Below are 18402 nucleotides of genomic sequence, written 5' to 3' on the forward strand. Positions count from 1 at the left end.
CTCTGAATTCAAGGGGCCTTTTCGAATGGCGCGCATCCTCCTGGCCGAAGACGACAGTTCGCTGCGCGGGTTCCTGACCCGCGCCCTGGAGCGGGCGGGCCATCAGGTCATCGACTGCGAAAACGGCGACGACGCCATCGACGCCCTGGAGCACGGCCCCTACGACCTGCTGCTGACCGACATCGTCATGCCCGGCGCCGACGGGATCGAGGTGGCCCGCGTCGCCGCCGCCCGCCAGCCCGGCCTGCGCATCATGTTCATCACCGGCTTCGCCGCCGTCGCCCTGACCGCCGCCCAGGCCTCGCCCCAGGCCAAGGTCCTGTCCAAACCCGTCCATCTGCGCGACCTGGTCAATGAGGTCGAACGGATGGTGGCGGCCTGAGCGTTGAAATCGCTACGGTTTTCCAGAAATCTCGTTGCGGCGGTCAAAGCCGCTTGATGCGGGCCGGTCGTGCCGCTATACGACCGCCCTTCCCGCTCTCGAACCGATCGAGAGCCGCCACGGCGGACGCGTAGCTCAGCGGGAGAGCACTACGTTGACATCGTAGGGGTCACAGGTTCAATCCCTGTCGCGTCCACCATTCCTCCCCAAGACAATCGAAGACTTGTCGAGCCCAGCGCATGCGCCGTTCAGGGCTGTGGCTGTTGTGTCGGTCGCAGCAGGGTCAGGTCGTAGCCCAGGTCGCGGGCGCGGTTCATCAGGGCGTCGCGGACCTGAGGCGAAGGTTGGGGCGTGCGCGACATCAGCCACAGATGGCGGCCCGGAGGTTCGCCAACGATCGACCAGGAAGCGAGCACGACCGCTCTCAGCCCACGGCCTCGCCTCGCCCCTTACCGCGGCGCGCGTTTCGCCAGGATGCGTTGCAGGGTGCGGCGGTGCATGCCCAGGCGGCGGGCGGTTTCCGAGACATTGTGGTCGCACAGCTCATAGACCCGCTGGATATGCTCCCAGCGCACCCGGTCGGCGCTCATCGGGTTTTCGGGCGGCTCGGGGGCCGCGTCGCCGCTCGCCAGCAGGGCCTTGACCACGTCGTCGGCGTCGGCGGGCTTGGACAGATAGTCGACGGCGCCGGCCTTGACCGCCGCAACCGCCGTGGCGATGGCGCCGTAGCCGGTCAGCATCACGATCCGGGCGTCCTCGCGCCGTTCGCGCACCGCCTCGACGATCTTCAACCCGTTGCCGTCCTCCAGCCGCATGTCCAGGACGGCGAAGGCCGGGGCCTTTTCGTTCAGCCGCAGCTGAGCCTCGGCGACCGAGGCGGCGGTGGTCACCTCGAAGCCGCGCGCCTCCAGCGCCCGCCCCATCCGGGTGCGCAGGGCCTGGTCGTCGTCCAGCAGCAGCAGGGACTTGTCGGGCAGGGCGGCGATGCGGGTCTCGAGCTCGGGCATTCTGTTCTCCTGCTGAATCAAGTCGGGGGCGGAAGTCGTTCGGTCAAGGGCGAGCGGCCGCCTGCGACGCTTCGACCCAATACGGGCGGGGACGGGGTTTGGACGCGCTCAGGCCGCCACCTCCAGCGCCGGACGGGCCCAGCGCACCGCCACACGGGCGCCGCGCAGGGGGGCGCGGCCTTCGGGGGCGGCGTCCGGCCGCGCCAGGCCCTGGCCCACGCTGACCACCCCGCCGGTCCGCTCCAACAGGGTGCGGGCGATGAAGAAGCCCAGGCCCATGCCGCCCTGGCTGGGGGCGACCGTGGTCTCCGGCCCGCCGCGCCCGGCGCCGGAGGCCGCAGCGGCGATCTGGGCCGCCAGGGCCAGGCGCGCCTTGCCGTGCGGGCGGCTGGTCACATAGGGCTCGCCCAGCCGGGGCAGGATGTCGCTGGGAAAGCCCGGCCCGTCGTCCAGAATGGCGATCTCGATCCAGCCGGCGTCGACCTGGGCCTGGACCCGCACGGTGGAGGCGGCGAAGTCGGCGGCGTTCTCGACCAGGGTCGACAGGCCGTGCACCACCTCGGGCAGGCGGCGCACGCGCGGGGCCGGCTGGCCGGGCGGGGTCTTGACCAGGACCTCAAAGGCCAGGTCGAAGCCCCGGTGCGGCTCGACCACCTCCTCCAGCAGGGCCTTCAGAGCCACGTCGGCGTACAGGGCGTCGTCCCCCTCCGGCCGGCGCGACAGCTGGGCCAATATGCCCCGGCACCGTTCGGCCTGTTGCAGGATCAGGGCCGCGTCCTCGGCGGCGTCGCTGTCGGGCGCCGAGGCGCGCTGAAGTTCCTTGGCTACGACCTGGATGGTGGCCAGCGGCGTGCCCAACTCATGGGCCGCGGCCGCCGCCAGACCGCCCAGGGCCGCCAGTCTCTGTTCGCGCTGCAGCACGTCCTGGGTCGTGGCCAGGGCCAGCTCCAGCTTCTCGGCGTCGGCCGCCACCCGCCAGGCGTAGCCGGCGGTGAAGACCACACCGGTCACCAGGGCCATGGCCATGCCCAGCCGATAGAGCAGGGGCAGGTGAAAATTCTCTCCCGGACGCCAGGGCAGGGGCTCGGACCAGAAGAACAGCACCCCCACGGCGATCAGGGCCAGAAGGCCCAGCGCCACGGCCTGGCGCGCGGGCAGGGCGGCGGCGGCGATCGTCACCGGCGCCACCAGCAGCAGACAGAAGGGGTTCTCCAGCCCGCCGGTCAGGCCCAGCAGAAGGCTGAGCTGAAAAATGTCGAACCCCAGGTGCAGGGCCGTGGTGCGTCCGTCCGGCAGGCTGGCCTCCAGCCGCCGCACCCGCGCCATGGCGCCCACGTTCACCGCAGCGCTGACGGCGATGACGATCAGACAGGGCCACAGCGGCAGGGGGAAATGCAGCCCCTGAGACGCCGTCAGGATCGCCGCGCTCTGCCCCAGTATGGTCAGCCAGCGCAGGACGATCAAAGTCCGCAGGGAAAAGCCGCGTCCCCTACGGGCGCCGTCGGCGGGGCCGGGCTGCGACAGGGCGCTGTCCACGGCCGCCCCCTCTGAAAGGGACGGCCGCCCGTGCGGCGCGATGTGGTCTTCTGTCGAGGTCACGGGCCTTCTATAGACCGGGGCCGAGGTTTTCGTCAGAGGTCGTCATGCCGCGTCGTTCCATCCTGCTGTTCGCCGGCGCCTGTCTCGCCATCGCCGCCGCCCTGGCCATCGTCACCGTGGTGGTGGTCGGCAATCGGCCCAGCGCGACCCGGGGCGAGATCGGCGCGACCGGCCAGCCCCTGGTCGGCGGCGACTTCCAACTGGTGAACCAGGACGGGCGTCCGGTGGATCAGACCATGCTGAACGGCAAATGGAGCCTGGTCTTCTTCGGCTTCACCTACTGCCCCGAGTTCTGCCCCACCACCCTGGCCGAGCTGGCCGCGGTGCAGCAGCGGCTGGGCGACAAGGCCGACGATCTCCAGATCGTCTTCGTCAGCATCGACCCCGAACGCGACACGCCTCAGCAGCTGAAGGACTATCTGTCCTCAGACGGCTTCCCCAAGGGGACCATCGGCCTGACCGGAACGCCGGACCAGGTGGCCCAGGCGGCCAAGGCCTACCGCGCCTATTACGAAAAGGTCGGCGAGGGGGAGGGCTATACGATGAACCACTCCCTGACCGTCTATCTGATGGGACCGGACGGCAAGTTCCGCACCGCCGTCGCCTATGGCCTCGGCCCGGACAAGGCGACCAAGATCATCGAAGACGCCATGGCGCGGGGCTGAGCCCTCACAGGTAGATCGGCGTTTGGTCGGCGTCCCTGATCGCGTCGATCATCTGCGGCGTCTCTCCTAGACCGCCAAGGGCGAGCGGCACCAGAAACATGTTTCTGGGCGACATGAACCGTTTGAAGTGGGCCTTAATAATCGGCAACGGGTGAGTGGTCGGATGGCCGGGAAGGCGAAGACCTGCTTGCGAAACGTGGCAGACCTTCCAGCCGTCCTTGTTGAGCCTCAGTTTGGAAGAAAGCCCTCCACGCGCGTACTTCAGGCGAGGCTTCTCTGCGGCCTTGATCGCGAAAGCCAAAGGCATTTCCCCGCGGTCGAACAGCGTTGAGATTTCCTCAAGCGTGGGGGTTTGGCCTTTCAGCGCCATGGCGAAGGCCCAGTGCGCCGGAGTGTTATCGGCGCATGTAAGGAGCCGACCTGAATCATGGACATCCTCAGCGCCGCGCCCCCAATTGGGCGTGCGGCATAGCAGGGGCAAATCTGATTCAGCCCAAGCTTCGATCACAAGATCCCAACGCTTGAGCGCTTCGGCAGAGGGGCGGGGTCGTCGAGGCGAAAAGGCCCATTCGCGAGCCAAAGTCCGAAGGGCAGGCTCCATTTCGGAGAGGGCTGCTGAAGCCGCCTCTGACGATGTTTCGTTCAACTAACCCCGCTCCTTCGTCTTGGTGAAGGCCACCTTGGGGAAGCGTTCGCCGACATAGCCGGTCTCCCAGCTGGACTTGGCCAGGAAGACGGGGGCCTGGTCGATGTCGCGGGCCATCTGGGGGCGGTATTTGCCCATGAAGTCCTCCAGATCGGCGTCGGACGCGTCGGAGGTCGGGGCGATCCAGCGGGCCTCGGCATAGGGGCTGGGTTCGAAGACGACGTCCAGGCCGTATTCCTCGCCCAGCCGGTCGGCCATGACCTCGAACTGCAGCTGGCCCACGGCGCCGACGATGAAGTCCGCCCCGATCTCCGGGCGGAACAGCTGGGTCACGCCTTCCTCGGCCAGACCCTCCAGCGCCTTCTTCAGGTGTTTGGCCTTCAGCGGATCCTTGACCCGGACCCGTTGCAGGATTTCCGGCGCGAAATTGGGCAGGCCGGCGAACCGCACCACCCCGCTTTCCGACAGGCTGTCGCCGACCCGCAGCACGCCGTGGTTGGGAATGCCGATCACGTCGCCGGCGAAGGCGTCCTCGGCCAGTTCGCGGTCCGAGGCGAAGAACATGATGGGCGCATTGACCGACAGGGACTTGCCGGTGTTCTGGACCTTCAGCCTCATGCCGCGCTTGAAGGCGCCCGAGGCCATGCGGAACATGGCGATCCGGTCGCGGTGGTTGGGGTCCATATTGGCCTGGACCTTGAAGACGAAGCCGGTGACTTCTTCGGCGCCGGGCTCCACCGTCGTCTCCACGGGCGCCGGGGCGTTGCGGGTCTCAGGCGGGGCTTCCTTCCGGGCCTTCATGACCTTGGGCGCCGGCGCCCAGTCGCCGATGGCCTTCAGCAGTTCGTCTATGCCGAAATGGCGCAGGGCCGAGCCCCACAGGACCGGCGTCAGATGGCCCTCCAGGAAGGCCTGGCGGTCAAAGGCCGGATAGCCGCCCTCGACCAGTTCGACCGCCTCGCTCAGCGCGTCCTGCTCGCCCGCCTCGAAATACTGCGCCGCCTGGTCCAGGGGCAGGGCCGGGGGATGGTCGGGGTCCTCGGCGGCGCCGGCGGCCTTGCGGGCATAGGGCTGGAACCGGCCGGTCCCGACCTCGACCATGCCGCGCAGACGATTGCCGCTCTCGGCCGGCCACCAGATGGGCGCCGGGTCCAGTTGCAGCCGCGAGGCGATGTCGTCCAGCAGGGCCATCGGGTCCTGGGCCTCGCGGTCCAGCTTGTTGATGAAGGTGATGATCGGAATGTCCCGAAGACGACAGACCTCGAACAGTTTCAGCGTCTGCGGCTCGATCCCCTTGGCGGCGTCCAGCACCATGATGGCGCAGTCGGCGGCGGTCAGGGTGCGATAGGTGTCTTCCGAGAAGTCCTCGTGCCCGGGCGTATCGAGCAGGTTAAACATCTTGCCGTCGTGCTCGAACGTCATGACCGAGGCACTGACGGAAATGCCGCGCTCCTTCTCGATCTTCATCCAGTCGGACCGGGTCCGCCGGTTCTCGCCCCGCGCCCGCACGGCGCCGGCCGCGCGAATGGCGCCCCCGGCCAGCAGGATATGCTCGGTCAAGGTCGTCTTGCCGGCGTCCGGGTGGGCGATGATGGCGAAGGTGCGCCGGCGCGCGGCTTCTTCAGGCAGGGTCAGTGAGGACATGGCGCGCGACTAGCGCGCCCGGCGCAGAAAGTCACTCGCCGGAGCGCTGCGCCTTTGCGCCACATCAAATAACCCCTCGCCATAAGGGGCTATTGGAGTCATGCTCGGCTTTGAGGAAGCGATCAGGCCGTCAGAGCCGGGCGTTCCTCTCCCGGAGCGATCCGGGTTCATAGGGAAAGGAAAAGACGATGGCTGTGATCCATCCAGAAGACCGCGTTTCGGGCCTTGATCGCTCGTCCTACGAGCGCCCGCACAAGATGCACCCGGCCATAGGGCTGGCGATGGGCTTCGGCTTCATCTTCGCCGTCGCCGCCGTCGTGCACATCCTGTTCACGGCGCTCTGACGCGGGTTTGAAGGCCGCCGCTTCAGGCGGCGAGGCGGTTCCAGACGGCGCGATCGGCGGCGATCGCGTCGAGGCGACGGCCCTTGTCGTGCAGCTGCCCCATGACGGCGTCGGGCAGGGTGCAAAAGCGCGGCTCGACCAGATCGGGATTGCACCCGGCTTCGGGCGCGGCGAACAGGGCGGCGTTGACGTCCGGGCTGCGCTCAGCGATCAGCCAGGCCAGACGGCGCGCCCGTGCGGGATCGTTGCGGTGCAGCAGCGGATCCTCGGCGAACAGCTCGCAACCCAGCTCCAGCACATAGTCGAAGCCCAGCTTCTCGAACCGGCGCGCGTCGGCGGGCGTGACCGGGCAGGCCTCGTCCAGGTCGAACACGACGTCGTTCAGAAGAAACAGCATGGGCGCGACGCCTTCGGCGATCCGGACGCGATGTCGTCCGTGATCCCCGTTCTAGCCGCCTGGGCTTGCAGTCCCGTTCACGGACGCGGTTAAGCCTTTGTGACCGGCGGGCTCAGTCCGCGCCCGTCACCCCGCCCCATCACCCCGCACCCAGGGCGCCCACCGCCAGATTGACCGCCAGGGCCACGATCACGGTGTTGAAGACGAAGGCGGTCAGGCTGTGGACGCTGGACAGCCGACGGACCCCCCGGTCGCTGATCTGCACATCAGCCGTCTGGCAGGCTACGCCGATGATCAGGGCGAAATGCAGAAAATCCCAATAGTCGGGCTGGGTCTCGCCGGGAAACATCAGGCCGCCGCGGTCCCCGCCCTCGTGGTCCCGCTGATAGAAGGCGTGGGCGTAGTGCAGGGCGAACATCAGATGGATGAAGGTCCAGGACAGGGCGACCGTCCCGAGGGCCAGCAGGCCGCCCGTCAGGGGAGAGCCGTGGCTGCGCGCCTCGGCGACCACCACGACGACGCTGGCCGCCGCCGCCAGAAGGCTGAGCGGCAGGACGGCCGCGCCGGTCTGATCCAGGGCGGCGGCGCGCCGGCGGATCGCATCGGCGTCCTGGGCCCGGGCCATCCGCGCCAGGGTGGCGGCGATGAAGACCGCGACCCCGGCGATCCAGCCATAGGCCGTCCGGGTCAAGGCGTCGTCGGCCACGGGGGTGAAGAGGGCGACGGCGATCACCACCCCCAGGCTGGCGAGGAGGACGCCGTAGAGGCGAAGGGGGTGAAACAGGCTCATGACCGCCGATCATGACGCCGGGCGCGCTCTCGGCAAGAGGCGACCGAGCCCCCGCGTCCTCCTAGACGAAAAGCGAAGGGGCTGACGCGACGTGACCCTTGCGAAGCCCTGCGTGCTCGGCTTAGCGTGATCACGCATTGTTACAGCCCGGCCGTCGCCGGAGAAGGGCCGCCATGACCATCTATGAAGATCGCGCTGGATTGCAGGTCGCGGCCGAACTCGCGGGCCTGATCGAACAGGAGGTCTTGCCGGGCCTGGGTCTGGACCCGGCGGGCTTCTGGTCGGGAACGGCGGCCGTCTTCGCCCGGTTCGCCCCGGAAAACCGCGCCCTTCTGGCCCATCGCGACGCCCTTCAGGCCCGGATCGACGACTGGCACGACGGGCGTCGAGGCCGGCCCTATGACGTCGCCGCCTCCCAGACCTTCCTGCGCGAGATCGGCTATCTGGTTGAAGAGCCTGAGCCCTTCACCATCGGCACGACCGGGGTGGACGCCGAGATCGCCCGGATGGCGGGGCCGCAGCTGGTGGTCCCGATTCTAAACGCCCGTTTCCTGCTGAACGCGGCCAACGCCCGCTGGGGCAGTCTGTATGACGCCCTTTACGGGACGGACGCCCTGGGCGACCTGCCGAAAGGCGGCGGCTACGACCCTGAACGGGGCGCCCGGGTCGTGGCCCGCGCCAAGGCGTTTCTGGACGAGGCCGTCCCTCTGACCGACGGTTCCTGGTCCGATCTGACCGACATCGACGCCGCCGTGCTGAAAGACCCGGCTCAGCTGGCGGGGCGCACCGAGGGCTCGCGCCTGTTCCGCCACAACGGCCTGCATATCGAGGTGATCGTCGATCGCGCCCATCCGGTCGGGCGCACCGATCCGGCCGGAATCGCCGATGTTGTGCTGGAATCGGCCCTGACCACCATCTGCGACCTGGAGGATTCGGTGGCCGCCGTCGATGCGGCGGACAAGGTCTGCGCCTATCGCAACTGGCTGGGTCTGATGAAGGGCGACCTGGTCGAGACCTTCGACAAGGGCGGCAAGACCCTGACCCGCCGCCTGAACCCGGACCGGGCCTTCACCGCGCCGGACGGTTCGACCCTGACGCTGAAGGGGCGTTCGCTGCTGTTCGTGCGCAACGTCGGCCATCTGATGACCACCCCCGCCGTCCGGCTGTCGGACGGGTCCGAGGCACCGGAAGGGATTCTGGACGCCGTCGTGACCAGCCTGATCGCTCTGTACGACATCAAGGGGCTGGGCGGGCTCGGCAACAGCGCCACGGGCTCGGTCTATATCGTCAAGCCCAAGATGCACGGCCCGGACGAGTGCGGCTTCACCAACCGGCTGTTCGACGTGGTCGAGGATCTGCTGGCCCTGCCGCGCCACACGATCAAGGTCGGGGTGATGGATGAGGAGCGTCGCACCTCGGCCAATCTGGCCGCCTGCATCCATGCGGTGAGGGACCGGATCGTCTTCATCAACACCGGCTTCCTCGACCGCACCGGAGACGAGATCCACACCGCCATGCGGGCCGGCCCGGTAGTGCGAAAGGGCGACGTCAAGTCCAGCGCCTGGATCGCCGCCTATGAGGCGCGCAACGTCGCCATCGGCCTGAAATGCGGCCTGTCGGGCAAGGCCCAGATCGGCAAGGGCATGTGGGCCGCGCCCGACCGGATGGCCGACATGCTGGAGCAGAAGATCGGCCACCCCAGGACCGGCGCCAACACCGCCTGGACGCCCAGCCCGACGGCCGCGACCCTGCACGCGCTCCACTATCACGCGGTCGATGTCTTCGCCGTCCAGGCCGAGGTCGCGACGCGGCCGACGCCGGGGCTGGACGATCTGCTGACCCCGCCCCTGGCGAACGGCGTCAACTGGTCCGAGGAGGAGGTGAAGGCCGAGCTGGACAACAACGCCCAGGGCATTCTGGGCTATGTCGTCCGCTGGATCGACCAGGGGGTCGGCTGCTCCAAGGTGCCCGACATTCACGACATCGGCCTGATGGAGGACCGCGCCACCCTGCGGATCAGCTCCCAGCATATCGCCAACTGGCTGCTGCACGGGGTCTGTACGGCCGATCAGGTCGAGGCCGCTCTGCGGCGGATGGCGGCCAAGGTCGACGCCCAGAACGCGGGCGATCCGCTCTATCGGCCCATGGCCCCCGATCCCGACGCCAGCCTGGCCTACCAGGCCGCGCGGGCTCTGGTGTTCGAGGGCGTGGACCAGCCGAACGGCTATACCGAACCCCTGCTCCACGCCTTCCGGCTGAAGGCGAAGGCGCAGCATTAAAAATCCCCCGTCACCCTCGGGCTTGTCCCGAGGGCCCACGGCTGATGTGGATGCGAGCGGCAAACGCGGATCGACGCCGCCAATCCAAGCCCATCATCGTGCGACGGACAGGTACACCCTCGGGACAAGCCCGAGGGTGACGGGTTTCATGGTTTAATCCCCCGTCCGTCTCGGCGGCGGCCCCGGCGCGGGCTCCAGCGGGCCTTCTTCGTCCTCGGCCTTCATCAGGTCCTCGGCGGCGTCGTTGCTGGCGGCGGTCTGGCCCTGGGGCGCGGCGGGCGTCGGCTTCTTCCCTCGGCCATACCCCAGCCGGCCCAGGGCCTCGTCGCCCTCCAGGCCGAAGGCGCTGCGGATCCGCAGATCGGTCTGGGGGAAGGGCACCTCGATCCCGGCGCCGTCCAGGGCGTCGGCGATCAGCCAGGTATAGGCCGCGTGCATGGCCGCCGGTCGCTTGACCGCCTCGCGCGTCGGCCAGACCAGCAGTTCGAACTCCAGCCCCTTGTCGCCGAACCCCACCAGCCAGACCTGGCTCTTGCGCGCCTCGGTCTCGGGCAGGGTGAAGGGGCTGGACCGGGCGCAGGCCAGCACCGCCTCGCGCACCCTGCCCCGATCCGACCCATAGGCGACCGCGAAGGGGACGTGGATCCGGCGGGTGTCGCCCTTCAGGGTCCAGTTGGTCACCGGCTGTTCGATCAGCCGCGAATTGGGCACCAGGACATTGACGTTGTCATTGGTCCTGACCCGCGTCGCGCGCGGCCCGATCTCCATGATGGCGCCGCGAATGCCGATGTCCTCGATCTCGATATAGTCGCCGACAGAGACCATCCGGTCGAAGATCAGGAACAGGCCCGAGACGAACTCCTTGACCACCCCTTGCAGGCCCAGACCCACGCCTATGCCCAGGGCGCCGGCGAAGACCGCCAGGGACGACAGGTTCAGCCCCGCCGTCGACAGGGCCGCCATGACGCCCAGTATGATCACCGCATAGCCGGACAGCCGCTCCAGCAGATACAGGGCCTGACGGCTGCGTTCGGCCCGTTCGCGCACGCGCCGCAGGGCGCGGGTGATCAGCCAGCTGACGCAGAAGGCGCCGATCAGGATCACGCCTGCGCCGACCAGACCGCCGACGGTCAGGCTGGCCCCGGCGATCCGCAGGACCGGCGACTGTTCGATCGCCTCCAGGTTCAGCTTCTCGATCGTAGAGACCATCCGCCTCAAGCGCGCGGCGAAAGGCCAAGGTTCCGCCCGCGATGACGCGCGTTTCCGTCAGTGACCCATGACGGCCTGGATTTCGCCGAACAGCCCGGCGGAGGTGAAGGGCTTGCCCAGGTGACGGTTCGCCCCGGCCTCCCGACAGGCGGCCACATGCTCCGCCTGGGTATTGGCCGTCAGCATGATGATGGGCGCCGGCGGCCGACCCGCGGCCTGTTCCCGGTCGCGAATGCGAGCGACCGCCGTGATTCCGTCCATCCGAGGCATCTGGATGTCCATCAGGATCAGGTCGAACCGTTCGCGCTCCACGGCCTCCACCGCCTCCACCCCGTCCTCCGCCATGACCACGTCGGCGACGCCGTCCAGCATCATCTCGACGATCCGCCGGTTGGTGGGGTGATCGTCGACGACCAGGACGTTCATTCGCCCTTGCGCCGCCGCAGCCCCCGGGTCGTCGCAGACGGCGGCGAGGGGGATGTCCAGCCAGAAGACCGAGCCCCCGCCCTCGCGCGGTTCGCCGTCCACCTCGCCGCCCATAGCCCTTGCCTGTTCGCGCGCCAGGGCCAGACCCAGCCCCATGCCGCCGAAGCGCCGCGTCAGGGCGTCGTCGCTCTGATGGAAGGGGGTGAACAGGGCGTCCTTCTTTTCAGGCGCGAAGCCGACGCCCGTATCCAGACAGGCGAAACGGATCACGCCGTTCCCGCGGCCTTCGATCCTCAGGCGGATCTCGCCCCGGTCGGTGAACTTCAGTCCATTCTGCAACAGGGGCGTCAGGATGCGCCCCAGGGCCTCCGCGTCGCCCAACAGCCGGGCCGGGAGGTCGGGCGAAATCTCGAGATGCAGGGCCAGACCCTTGGCCTCCGCCGCCGCGCGGTGGGGCGCGACAAGCTGTTCGGCGAAGGCGGTCGGCTCGAACGGCTCGGCCTTGGGCGCGCTGGGCGCAGCGCCCATGCGCGACACGGCCATCAGATCCTCGAAACGGTGCTGAAGCGACGTCGCCGAGGCCCGAATCATGGCGGCGATCTCGCGGATGTCGACGGTGTCGGCGCGACTGTCCAGAAGGTCGGCGCCGGCGATCACCCCGTTCAGCGGGGTGCGGATCTCGTGGGTGATGTTCGATATGAAGGCGCTGCGGGCGTGATTGGCGCGTTCGGCCTGCTCCAGGGCGGATCGCAGGGCGTCTGCGTCTCGCTGTCTCTGGGTCACGTCTTCCGCCAGGCCGATCAGATGGCGCAGACCGTCGTCGTCATAGGTGGCGACCTTGGTCGCCTCCAGATAGCGGACGCCGCCGCGGCCGTGATCCTCATGCACGGCGGTCTCTCGGCCTCTGGTCATGGCGGCGGCCGTCCATTCGGCCAGGCTCGAAGGCAGGACCTCGGCGGGCTTCAGCCCCGCCAGGCCCCCCACCCGGTCGAACAGGGTCTCTGCGGCCCTGTTGGCCAGGATGAAGCGTCCGGTCCGGGCGTCCTTGACCGTCAGGGCCAGGGGCAGGACATCGATGACCGTATTCAGAAAGGCGCTCGATTCCGTCTCGGCCGTCACGTCCTCCGACTTGGCCAACAGCCGCACGATCCGGCCTTGATCGTCGCGGACCGCGCTGACCAGGGTGTTCAGATAGAGGCCCGCGCCATCCTCAGAGCCTTCGGACCTGGAAAGCCGGGCGCGGAAGGAGAAGGCGCGACCGGCCCGCGCCTCCCTGACCGCAAGATCCACCGAGGCGCGGCAGGCGGACGGCCATATGTCGCGCCAATCCTGGGCGGGGTCGTTCGGAGCGGAAGTTCGAAGTCGCCGCGCCGCGCTGTTGACGTAGACTATTCGCCCCGAGGGGTTAAGCAGCCATACATTCGCTGGACAAGCTTCTGCGAGTTGGGCGTGAAAAGCATCGCCTTCGTAAGCCGTCTCGGCTTGAGGAGCGAACCTGTTCAACATTGAACTCCTAAACACTCAACACGATTCAGCTCCTCAGTATGCCGCACGGAGATGAAGTCGGAGTAAATCGGGCCGGTGAAATATTGCCCGCGCAAGTCTAGGTACATCTGCGTATGGCAAGCTTGAGCGGCATTTAACCATCCACGTCAATGATGCTTCCAGTTGTAGCGCCATAGCCGTGCGGGGGATGGATGAGACGAGTGTTGGTGGATGCGGCCCTGGTGGTTCGCAATGTCGCGGGTCTGCGCCAGTCCATTCTGGACGCCTTCGAAGAGGACGACGCCGTCACCCTGGACCTGGTCGAGGATCAGGCCGTCGATCTGTGCGGCGTCCAGCTGATCGAGGCGGCGCGCCGTCAGGCCCAGGCCGTCGGCAAGACCTTGAGCCTGGCGCATCCGGGCGAGGCGTTTCGCCCGGTGCTGGAAGCGGCGGGTTTTCTGACCGAGGCGTCCGAGGACGACCTGCGGTTCTGGTTTCATGAAGGATCGGTTCAATGACGGCTTCCATCCTGACCGTTGACGACTCGCCCAGCATCCGCATGGCCTTGAAGATCGCCCTGACCGGCGCCGGCTATTCGGTCGCCGAGGCCGGCGACGGCGCCGAGGGCATCGCCAAGGCCAAGGCCAGCGCCTTCGACCTGATCATCACCGATCTGAACATGCCGGTCATGGACGGCCTGACCATGATCGAAGAGATGCGCCGCATGCCCGAACAGATGGGCGTGCCGATCGTCTTCCTGACCACCGAGTCCGACGAGGGCATGAAGGCGCGGGCCAAGGCCGCGGGCGCCACGGGCTGGCTGACCAAACCGTTCGATCCCGACCAGCTGGTGCGGATCGCTAAGAAGGTGCTGGGCCGATGAACGAAGCCATCGCCATCTTCCAGGTTGAGGCGCGCGAGAACCTGGAACTGATCGAACAGGGCCTGCTGGACCTGCTGGATCGTCCCGAAGACCGGGATCTGGTCGACGCCGTCTTCCGCGGCCTGCACACGCTGAAGGGGTCGGGGGCCATGTTCGGCTTCGACGCCTTGGCCGGCTTCACCCACCATTGCGAAACCGCCTTCGACCGGGTCCGAAAGGGCGAGGTGGCGGCGACCACGGATCTGGTCTCTGCGGTTCTGGCCGCCCGCGACCACATGCGACAGCTGCTGGAGGATCCGTCGGGCGATCACGGCGCCGCAGGCGACGCCCTGCTGGCCGATCTGGAGCGCGCAGTGCGCGAGGCTGACGGCGCCGCCGCGCCGGAGACCCCGAAGGCCGGCGCGACGACCTGGCGCGTGAAGTTCGAACTGCCCGCCGACGCCTTCCGCAACGGCGCCAACCCCCTGGCCCTGCTGAACGAGCTGCGCGACCTGGGCGAGGCCCATGTGGTGGTCGATACCTCGCGGGTGCCGCCGCTCAGCCGGATGGAGCCGACCGACCTCCATCTGGGCTGGACCGTCACCCTGACGACCGAGCACGGCCGCTCGGCGATCGAGGACGTCTTCATCTTCGTCATGGACGAGATGACCCTGAGCATCGAAGCGGTGAACGCCGAAGCCGCCGCCCCGCAAGAGGCTCCCCAAGCCGCCCCCCAAGCCGCCCCCCAAGCCGCCCCCCAAGACGCCCCGGTCCAGGCCGCCGCCGAGCCGGCTCAGGCTCCGGTTTCGGCGGCCAAGCCCGCCGCCGTCGCCCCTGCTGCGCCCGCCGCCGAACCGGCTGAAGCAGGCGGCGCCAAGGCCGCCAAGGCTGCTGAGAGCGTGCGCGTTCCGGCCGACCGCCTGGATGAGCTGATGGACCGGGTCGGCGAACTGGTCATCGCCCAGTCCCGCCTGAGCCAGATCTCCAACGGCGGGACCGACGTGGCCCTGCGCGCCGTGTCGGAAGAAATCGAGCGCCTGTCCGGCGAACTGCGCGACACCATGATGGTGCTGCGGATGGTGCCCGTCTCGACCCTGTTCGGCCGTTTCCGCCGCCTGGTCCACGACCTGGCGCGCGAGACGGGCAAGGCGATCGAACTGTCGACCGACGGCGAGAGCACCGAGATCGACAAGACCGTCATCGAGCGTCTGGCCGACCCCCTGGTCCACCTGATCCGCAACGCCGCCGACCACGGTCTGGAGACGGCCGAGGATCGCGCCGCCGCCGGCAAGCCGGCTACGGGTCGCATCCGCCTGTCGGCCCATCAGTCGGGCGGCGAAGTGGTCATCACCATTCGCGACGACGGCCGCGGCATCGACCGCGACCGCGTCCGCGCCAAGGCCGAGAGCCAGGGGCTGATCGAGCCCGGCGCGGCGATCAGCGACCATGACCTGCTGCAGATGATCTTCCATCCCGGCTTCTCGACGGCGGCGGCGGTCACCAACCTGTCGGGCCGCGGCGTCGGCATGGATGTGGTCAAACGCACCATTGAGGGCCTGCGCGGCTCCATCGACATCGCCAGCCGGCCCGGAGAGGGGTCGGAGGTGTCGCTGCGCATCCCCCTGACCCTGGCCATCATCGACGGCCTTCTGGTTCGCGTCGGCCACGGCCGCTACGTCATTCCGCTGGACGCGGTCGAGGAGTGTCTGGAGCTGTCGCTGGACGAGGATCTGCGTTCGCGCGGCCGCAGCTTCATCTCCCTGCGCAACAGCCTGGTGCCCTTCCTGCGCCTGCGCGAGATGTTCGACACCGGCACCCCGCCCGAACTGCATCAGAAGGTGGTGGTCGTCTCGACCGGCGCCGAGCGGATCGGCCTGGTCGTCGATCAGATCATCGGCGACCACCAGACGGTGATCAAGTCGATGTCCAAGCTTCATTCGGGCCTGCCGACCTTCTCGGGGGCCACAATCCTGGGCGACGGCGGCGTCGCCCTGATCCTGGACGTGGGCCACCTGGTCGCCAAGGGCCAGCAGCAGGAGGCGCAGATGCGTGAGGCGGTATGAGCGAGACGGCTGAAACCACCGGCTGGACCGGCGCGGAGCAGATGGAGGTCCTGACCTTCGAGCTGAACGGCGAACTGTTCGCCCTGGAGGCCGTCGCGGTGCAGGAGATCATGGACCTGGCGCCCGAGACGGTGGTGCCGGGGGCCGGCGCCTTCGCCGGCGCCGTGATCAACTTCCGCGGCAAGGTCATCCCCTTGTCGGACCTGCGCGTCGCCTTCGCCATGGAACGGGGCGAGCCCACCATCGACAGCCGCATCGTCGTCATCGAGATCGACCTGGACGGAGAGCCGACCCTGGTCGGCCTGCGCACCGACAAGGTCCACGAGGTCACCACCCTGGCCCGCGCCGACGCCGAGGCTCCGCCCAGCGTCGGCATGCGCTGGCGGCCCGAGTTCATCCAATGCCTGGTCAAGCGCGACGGCGAATTCATCGTCGTTCCCGCCCTCCAGACCCTCTTCAACCAACAGCACGACGCCCGCTCGCCGGTCGCGTCCGCCACGCGTCACTGACCGGCTCTTCGGGGAGAACAGCCATGCGTTTCACGATTAAGGCCAAGCTGGCCGCCGGCTTCGGGATGATGATCGTCCTGCTGATCGGGATTGCGTTCCTCGGGATTCACAGCCTGGGCAGCTTCAACAAGGCCATGGACGACGTCATGTCGGGCCCGGCCAAGCGACTGGAGAATTCGCAGACGGCGAACATCCGCCTGCTGGAGTCGATCCGGGCTGAAAAGAACCTGATCCTCTCGACCACGCCGGAGGAAATGCGTCGTCACATCGAAACGGGTGAGACGGCCCGCGAGGAGATGGCTGAACTTCTGAAAGCCGGCGAGGAGAAGGCGTCCGAGGTCAACAAGCCTGACTGGCAGCGGCTGGAGGCCCTGCTGGCTCAGATGACGACGATGGAGGGCCGCATGGCCGACCTGGTGCGCTCGGGCCAGCACGCCCAGGCCATCGCTCTGTCGACCGGCGAATCGCGCGAGATCGCGGTCGAGATGTCGGAGATCTTCGCCAAGATCGTCGAGCGCAACCAGGCCGCCATGGTGAAGGCCGATCAGGACACGTCCAAACAGTACGCCGACACCCGCAACCTGGTCATCGGTCTGACGATCGCGGCCCTGGCCATCGCCGTCGCCTTCGCCCTGTGGATCGCCTTGGGCATCAGCGCCGGCCTCAGCCGTCTGATGACGGTCGCCGACGCCGTCGCCATCGGCGATCTGGACCAGCGGATCGAGATCAAGTCGAACGACGAGATCAAGGACCTGGTCGGGGTGTTCAACACCATGACCGACAATCTGAAGGCCACGGCCGCCATGGCCGATCAGATCGCCATGGGCGACCTGAGCGTCGAGCCCAAGCCCCTGTCGGACAAGGACACCCTGGGTCTCTCGCTGCAAGGCATGACCCGGAACCTGCGCGCCACGGCCGCCATGGCCGATCAGATCGCCGTGGGCGACCTGAGCGTCGAGCCCAAGCCCCTGTCGGACAAGGACATCCTGGGCCAGGCCCTGCAACGGATGACGCTGAACCTGCGCACGACGGCGGCGATCGCCGACGAGATCGCCCAGGGCGACCTGACGGTTCAGCCCAAGCCGCTGTCGGACAAGGACACCCTGGGCCTGTCGCTGCAGTCGATGGTGGAGCGTCTGCGCGGCGTGGTCGCCGACGCCCTGTCGGCCGCCGACAACGTCTCCTCGGGCAGCCAGGAACTGTCGGCCACCTCCGAACAGATGAGCCAGGGCGCCACCGAACAGGCCGCCGCCGCCGAACAGGCCTCGGCCTCGATGGAGGAGATGGCCGCCAACATCAAACAGAACGCCGACAACGCCGCCCAGACCGAGAAGATCTCGCGTCAGTCGTCGAGGGACGCTGAGGCCAGCGGCGAGGCGGTCAACCGCGCCGTGGACGCCATGCGCACCATCGCCGACAAGATCGGCATCGTGCAGGAGATCGCGCGTCAGACCGATCTGCTGGCCCTGAACGCGGCGGTCGAGGCCGCCCGCGCCGGGGAACACGGCAAGGGCTTCGCCGTCGTCGCCTCCGAGGTCCGCAAACTGGCCGAACGCAGCCAGACGGCCGCCGCCGAGATCAGCGCGGTCTCGGGCGACACGGTCAAGGCCGCCCAGGAAGCGGGCGAGATGCTGCAACGTCTGGTGCCGGACATCCGCAAGACCGCCGAACTGGTCTCGGAAATCTCCGCCGCCTGCCGCGAACAGGACGTCGGCGCCAGCCAGATCAACGAGGCCATCCAGCAGCTGGACAAGGTGACGCAACAGAACGCGGGCGCCTCGGAAGAGATGTCGGCCACCTCGGAAGAACTGGCGGCCCAGGCCGAAGAGCTTCAGACCTCGATCGCCTTCTTCCGCACCGACTCGGCCGGCGGTCGCGGCGGACGGGCTCCGGCCCGCGCCCCCGCCCGCACCTCGACCTTCAAGGCGCCCGCCAAGTCCGCCGCCCGTCCGGTCGGCAAGTCGGCGTCCCCTGCGAAATCCCCGGTCCACGCCCAGCAGGCCCGGGCCCAGGGCTTCGCCCTGGACCTGACCAGCGGCGGTGCCGACGCCGAGGACATGGACTTCCGGGAAAGCGCCTGATGTCCGGAATCTCC

The 18402-nt window shown here is 68.3% G+C and carries 18 protein-coding genes and 1 tRNA gene; 10 read left to right on the forward strand and 9 right to left on the reverse strand.

What is annotated here, in order from left to right; translation table 11 throughout:
* Positions 1 to 25 precede the first annotated feature (25 nt).
* Both cpdR and ACZ5M6_RS04500 read left to right on the forward strand, forming a co-directional pair.
* Positions 26 to 382: a cell cycle two-component system response regulator CpdR gene (gene cpdR, locus ACZ5M6_RS04495; protein ID WP_054764657.1), complete on the forward strand. Its 357-nt coding sequence runs from the start codon at positions 26 to 28 to the stop codon at positions 380 to 382.
* A gap of 124 nt (positions 383 to 506) precedes the next feature.
* Positions 507 to 581, forward strand: a tRNA-Val gene (locus tag ACZ5M6_RS04500).
* A gap of 49 nt (positions 582 to 630) precedes the next feature.
* Here the strand turns inward: ACZ5M6_RS04500 and ACZ5M6_RS04505 are convergent.
* The 3 genes from ACZ5M6_RS04505 to ACZ5M6_RS04515 all read right to left on the reverse strand — a co-directional run bounded on the left by ACZ5M6_RS04505 (position 631) and on the right by ACZ5M6_RS04515 (position 2988).
* Positions 631 to 798, reverse strand: coding sequence for a lipocalin family protein (locus ACZ5M6_RS04505; protein WP_227976037.1), 168 nt, complete (start codon positions 796 to 798; stop codon positions 631 to 633).
* A gap of 33 nt (positions 799 to 831) precedes the next feature.
* Positions 832 to 1389: an ActR/PrrA/RegA family redox response regulator transcription factor gene (locus ACZ5M6_RS04510; RefSeq protein WP_054764658.1), complete on the reverse strand. Its 558-nt coding sequence runs from the start codon at positions 1387 to 1389 to the stop codon at positions 832 to 834.
* A gap of 108 nt (positions 1390 to 1497) precedes the next feature.
* Complete coding sequence (locus ACZ5M6_RS04515) at positions 1498 to 2988, reverse strand: ActS/PrrB/RegB family redox-sensitive histidine kinase (RefSeq protein WP_464159779.1); 1491 nt, start codon at positions 2986 to 2988, stop codon at positions 1498 to 1500.
* A gap of 44 nt (positions 2989 to 3032) precedes the next feature.
* On the opposite strand from ACZ5M6_RS04515, the gene ACZ5M6_RS04520 reads away from it, so the two are divergent.
* Positions 3033 to 3653 carry an SCO family protein gene (locus ACZ5M6_RS04520; RefSeq protein WP_287105935.1) on the forward strand — a complete coding sequence of 207 codons (621 nt, stop codon included), beginning with the start codon at positions 3033 to 3035 and terminating at the stop codon, positions 3651 to 3653.
* Positions 3654 to 3657: 4 nt separating this feature from the next.
* On the opposite strand, the gene ACZ5M6_RS04525 is transcribed toward ACZ5M6_RS04520, so the two are convergent.
* Entirely contained in the window at positions 3658 to 4023 is a 366-nt protein-coding gene (locus ACZ5M6_RS04525; protein ID WP_152949444.1) for a hypothetical protein, read from the reverse strand.
* 276 nt (positions 4024 to 4299) lie between these two features.
* Entirely contained in the window at positions 4300 to 5943 is a 1644-nt protein-coding gene (locus ACZ5M6_RS04530; protein ID WP_228185079.1) for a peptide chain release factor 3, read from the reverse strand.
* 188 nt (positions 5944 to 6131) lie between these two features.
* On the opposite strand from ACZ5M6_RS04530, the gene ACZ5M6_RS04535 reads away from it, so the two are divergent.
* A complete protein-coding gene (locus ACZ5M6_RS04535) occupies positions 6132 to 6287 on the forward strand; it encodes a hypothetical protein (protein WP_191554957.1) in 156 nt (51 codons plus the stop codon).
* Between the two features lie 22 nt (positions 6288 to 6309).
* Here ACZ5M6_RS04535 and ACZ5M6_RS04540 read toward each other — a convergent pair whose 3' ends face one another.
* Both ACZ5M6_RS04540 and ACZ5M6_RS04545 read right to left on the reverse strand, forming a co-directional pair.
* Positions 6310 to 6684 carry a hypothetical protein gene (locus ACZ5M6_RS04540; protein WP_054764662.1) on the reverse strand — a complete coding sequence of 125 codons (375 nt, stop codon included), beginning with the start codon at positions 6682 to 6684 and terminating at the stop codon, positions 6310 to 6312.
* 139 nt (positions 6685 to 6823) lie between these two features.
* On the reverse strand, positions 6824 to 7474 hold the full coding sequence (locus tag ACZ5M6_RS04545) for a DUF1345 domain-containing protein (RefSeq protein ID WP_464159780.1): 651 nt from the start codon (positions 7472 to 7474) through the stop codon (positions 6824 to 6826).
* A gap of 173 nt (positions 7475 to 7647) precedes the next feature.
* Between ACZ5M6_RS04545 and ACZ5M6_RS04550 the strand changes: the two genes are divergently transcribed.
* Positions 7648 to 9753 carry a malate synthase G gene (locus ACZ5M6_RS04550; RefSeq protein ID WP_464159781.1) on the forward strand — a complete coding sequence of 702 codons (2106 nt, stop codon included), beginning with the start codon at positions 7648 to 7650 and terminating at the stop codon, positions 9751 to 9753.
* Between the two features lie 153 nt (positions 9754 to 9906).
* Here the strand turns inward: ACZ5M6_RS04550 and ACZ5M6_RS04555 are convergent, their stop codons facing one another.
* Positions 9907 to 10962, reverse strand: a complete 1056-nt coding sequence (locus ACZ5M6_RS04555; RefSeq protein ID WP_287396785.1) for a mechanosensitive ion channel family protein — start codon at positions 10960 to 10962, stop codon at positions 9907 to 9909.
* 57 nt (positions 10963 to 11019) lie between these two features.
* A complete protein-coding gene (locus tag ACZ5M6_RS04560) occupies positions 11020 to 12894 on the reverse strand; it encodes a PAS domain-containing hybrid sensor histidine kinase/response regulator (RefSeq protein ID WP_464159782.1) in 1875 nt (624 codons plus the stop codon).
* Between the two features lie 191 nt (positions 12895 to 13085).
* On the opposite strand from ACZ5M6_RS04560, the gene ACZ5M6_RS04565 reads away from it, so the two are divergent.
* Genes ACZ5M6_RS04565 through ACZ5M6_RS04585 form a run of 5 tightly spaced genes read left to right on the forward strand, consistent with a single transcriptional unit; the run spans position 13086 to position 18388 of the window.
* Positions 13086 to 13391 carry an STAS domain-containing protein gene (locus tag ACZ5M6_RS04565; protein ID WP_082382600.1) on the forward strand — a complete coding sequence of 102 codons (306 nt, stop codon included), beginning with the start codon at positions 13086 to 13088 and terminating at the stop codon, positions 13389 to 13391.
* Positions 13388 to 13756 carry a response regulator gene (locus ACZ5M6_RS04570; protein ID WP_054764668.1) on the forward strand — a complete coding sequence of 123 codons (369 nt, stop codon included), beginning with the start codon at positions 13388 to 13390 and terminating at the stop codon, positions 13754 to 13756. Before ACZ5M6_RS04565 ends, ACZ5M6_RS04570 begins: the two co-directional genes overlap by 4 nt.
* Positions 13753 to 15798 carry a chemotaxis protein CheA gene (locus ACZ5M6_RS04575; protein ID WP_464159783.1) on the forward strand — a complete coding sequence of 682 codons (2046 nt, stop codon included), beginning with the start codon at positions 13753 to 13755 and terminating at the stop codon, positions 15796 to 15798. The genes ACZ5M6_RS04570 and ACZ5M6_RS04575 overlap by 4 nt, the downstream gene beginning before the upstream one ends.
* Entirely contained in the window at positions 15795 to 16307 is a 513-nt protein-coding gene (locus ACZ5M6_RS04580) for a chemotaxis protein CheW (protein WP_054764669.1), read from the forward strand. The genes ACZ5M6_RS04575 and ACZ5M6_RS04580 overlap by 4 nt, the downstream gene beginning before the upstream one ends.
* A gap of 23 nt (positions 16308 to 16330) precedes the next feature.
* Positions 16331 to 18388 carry a HAMP domain-containing methyl-accepting chemotaxis protein gene (locus ACZ5M6_RS04585; protein WP_464159784.1) on the forward strand — a complete coding sequence of 686 codons (2058 nt, stop codon included), beginning with the start codon at positions 16331 to 16333 and terminating at the stop codon, positions 18386 to 18388.
* Positions 18389 to 18402 lie beyond the last annotated feature (14 nt).

The sequence above is a fragment of the Brevundimonas sp. Br13 genome, assembly GCF_055391505.1.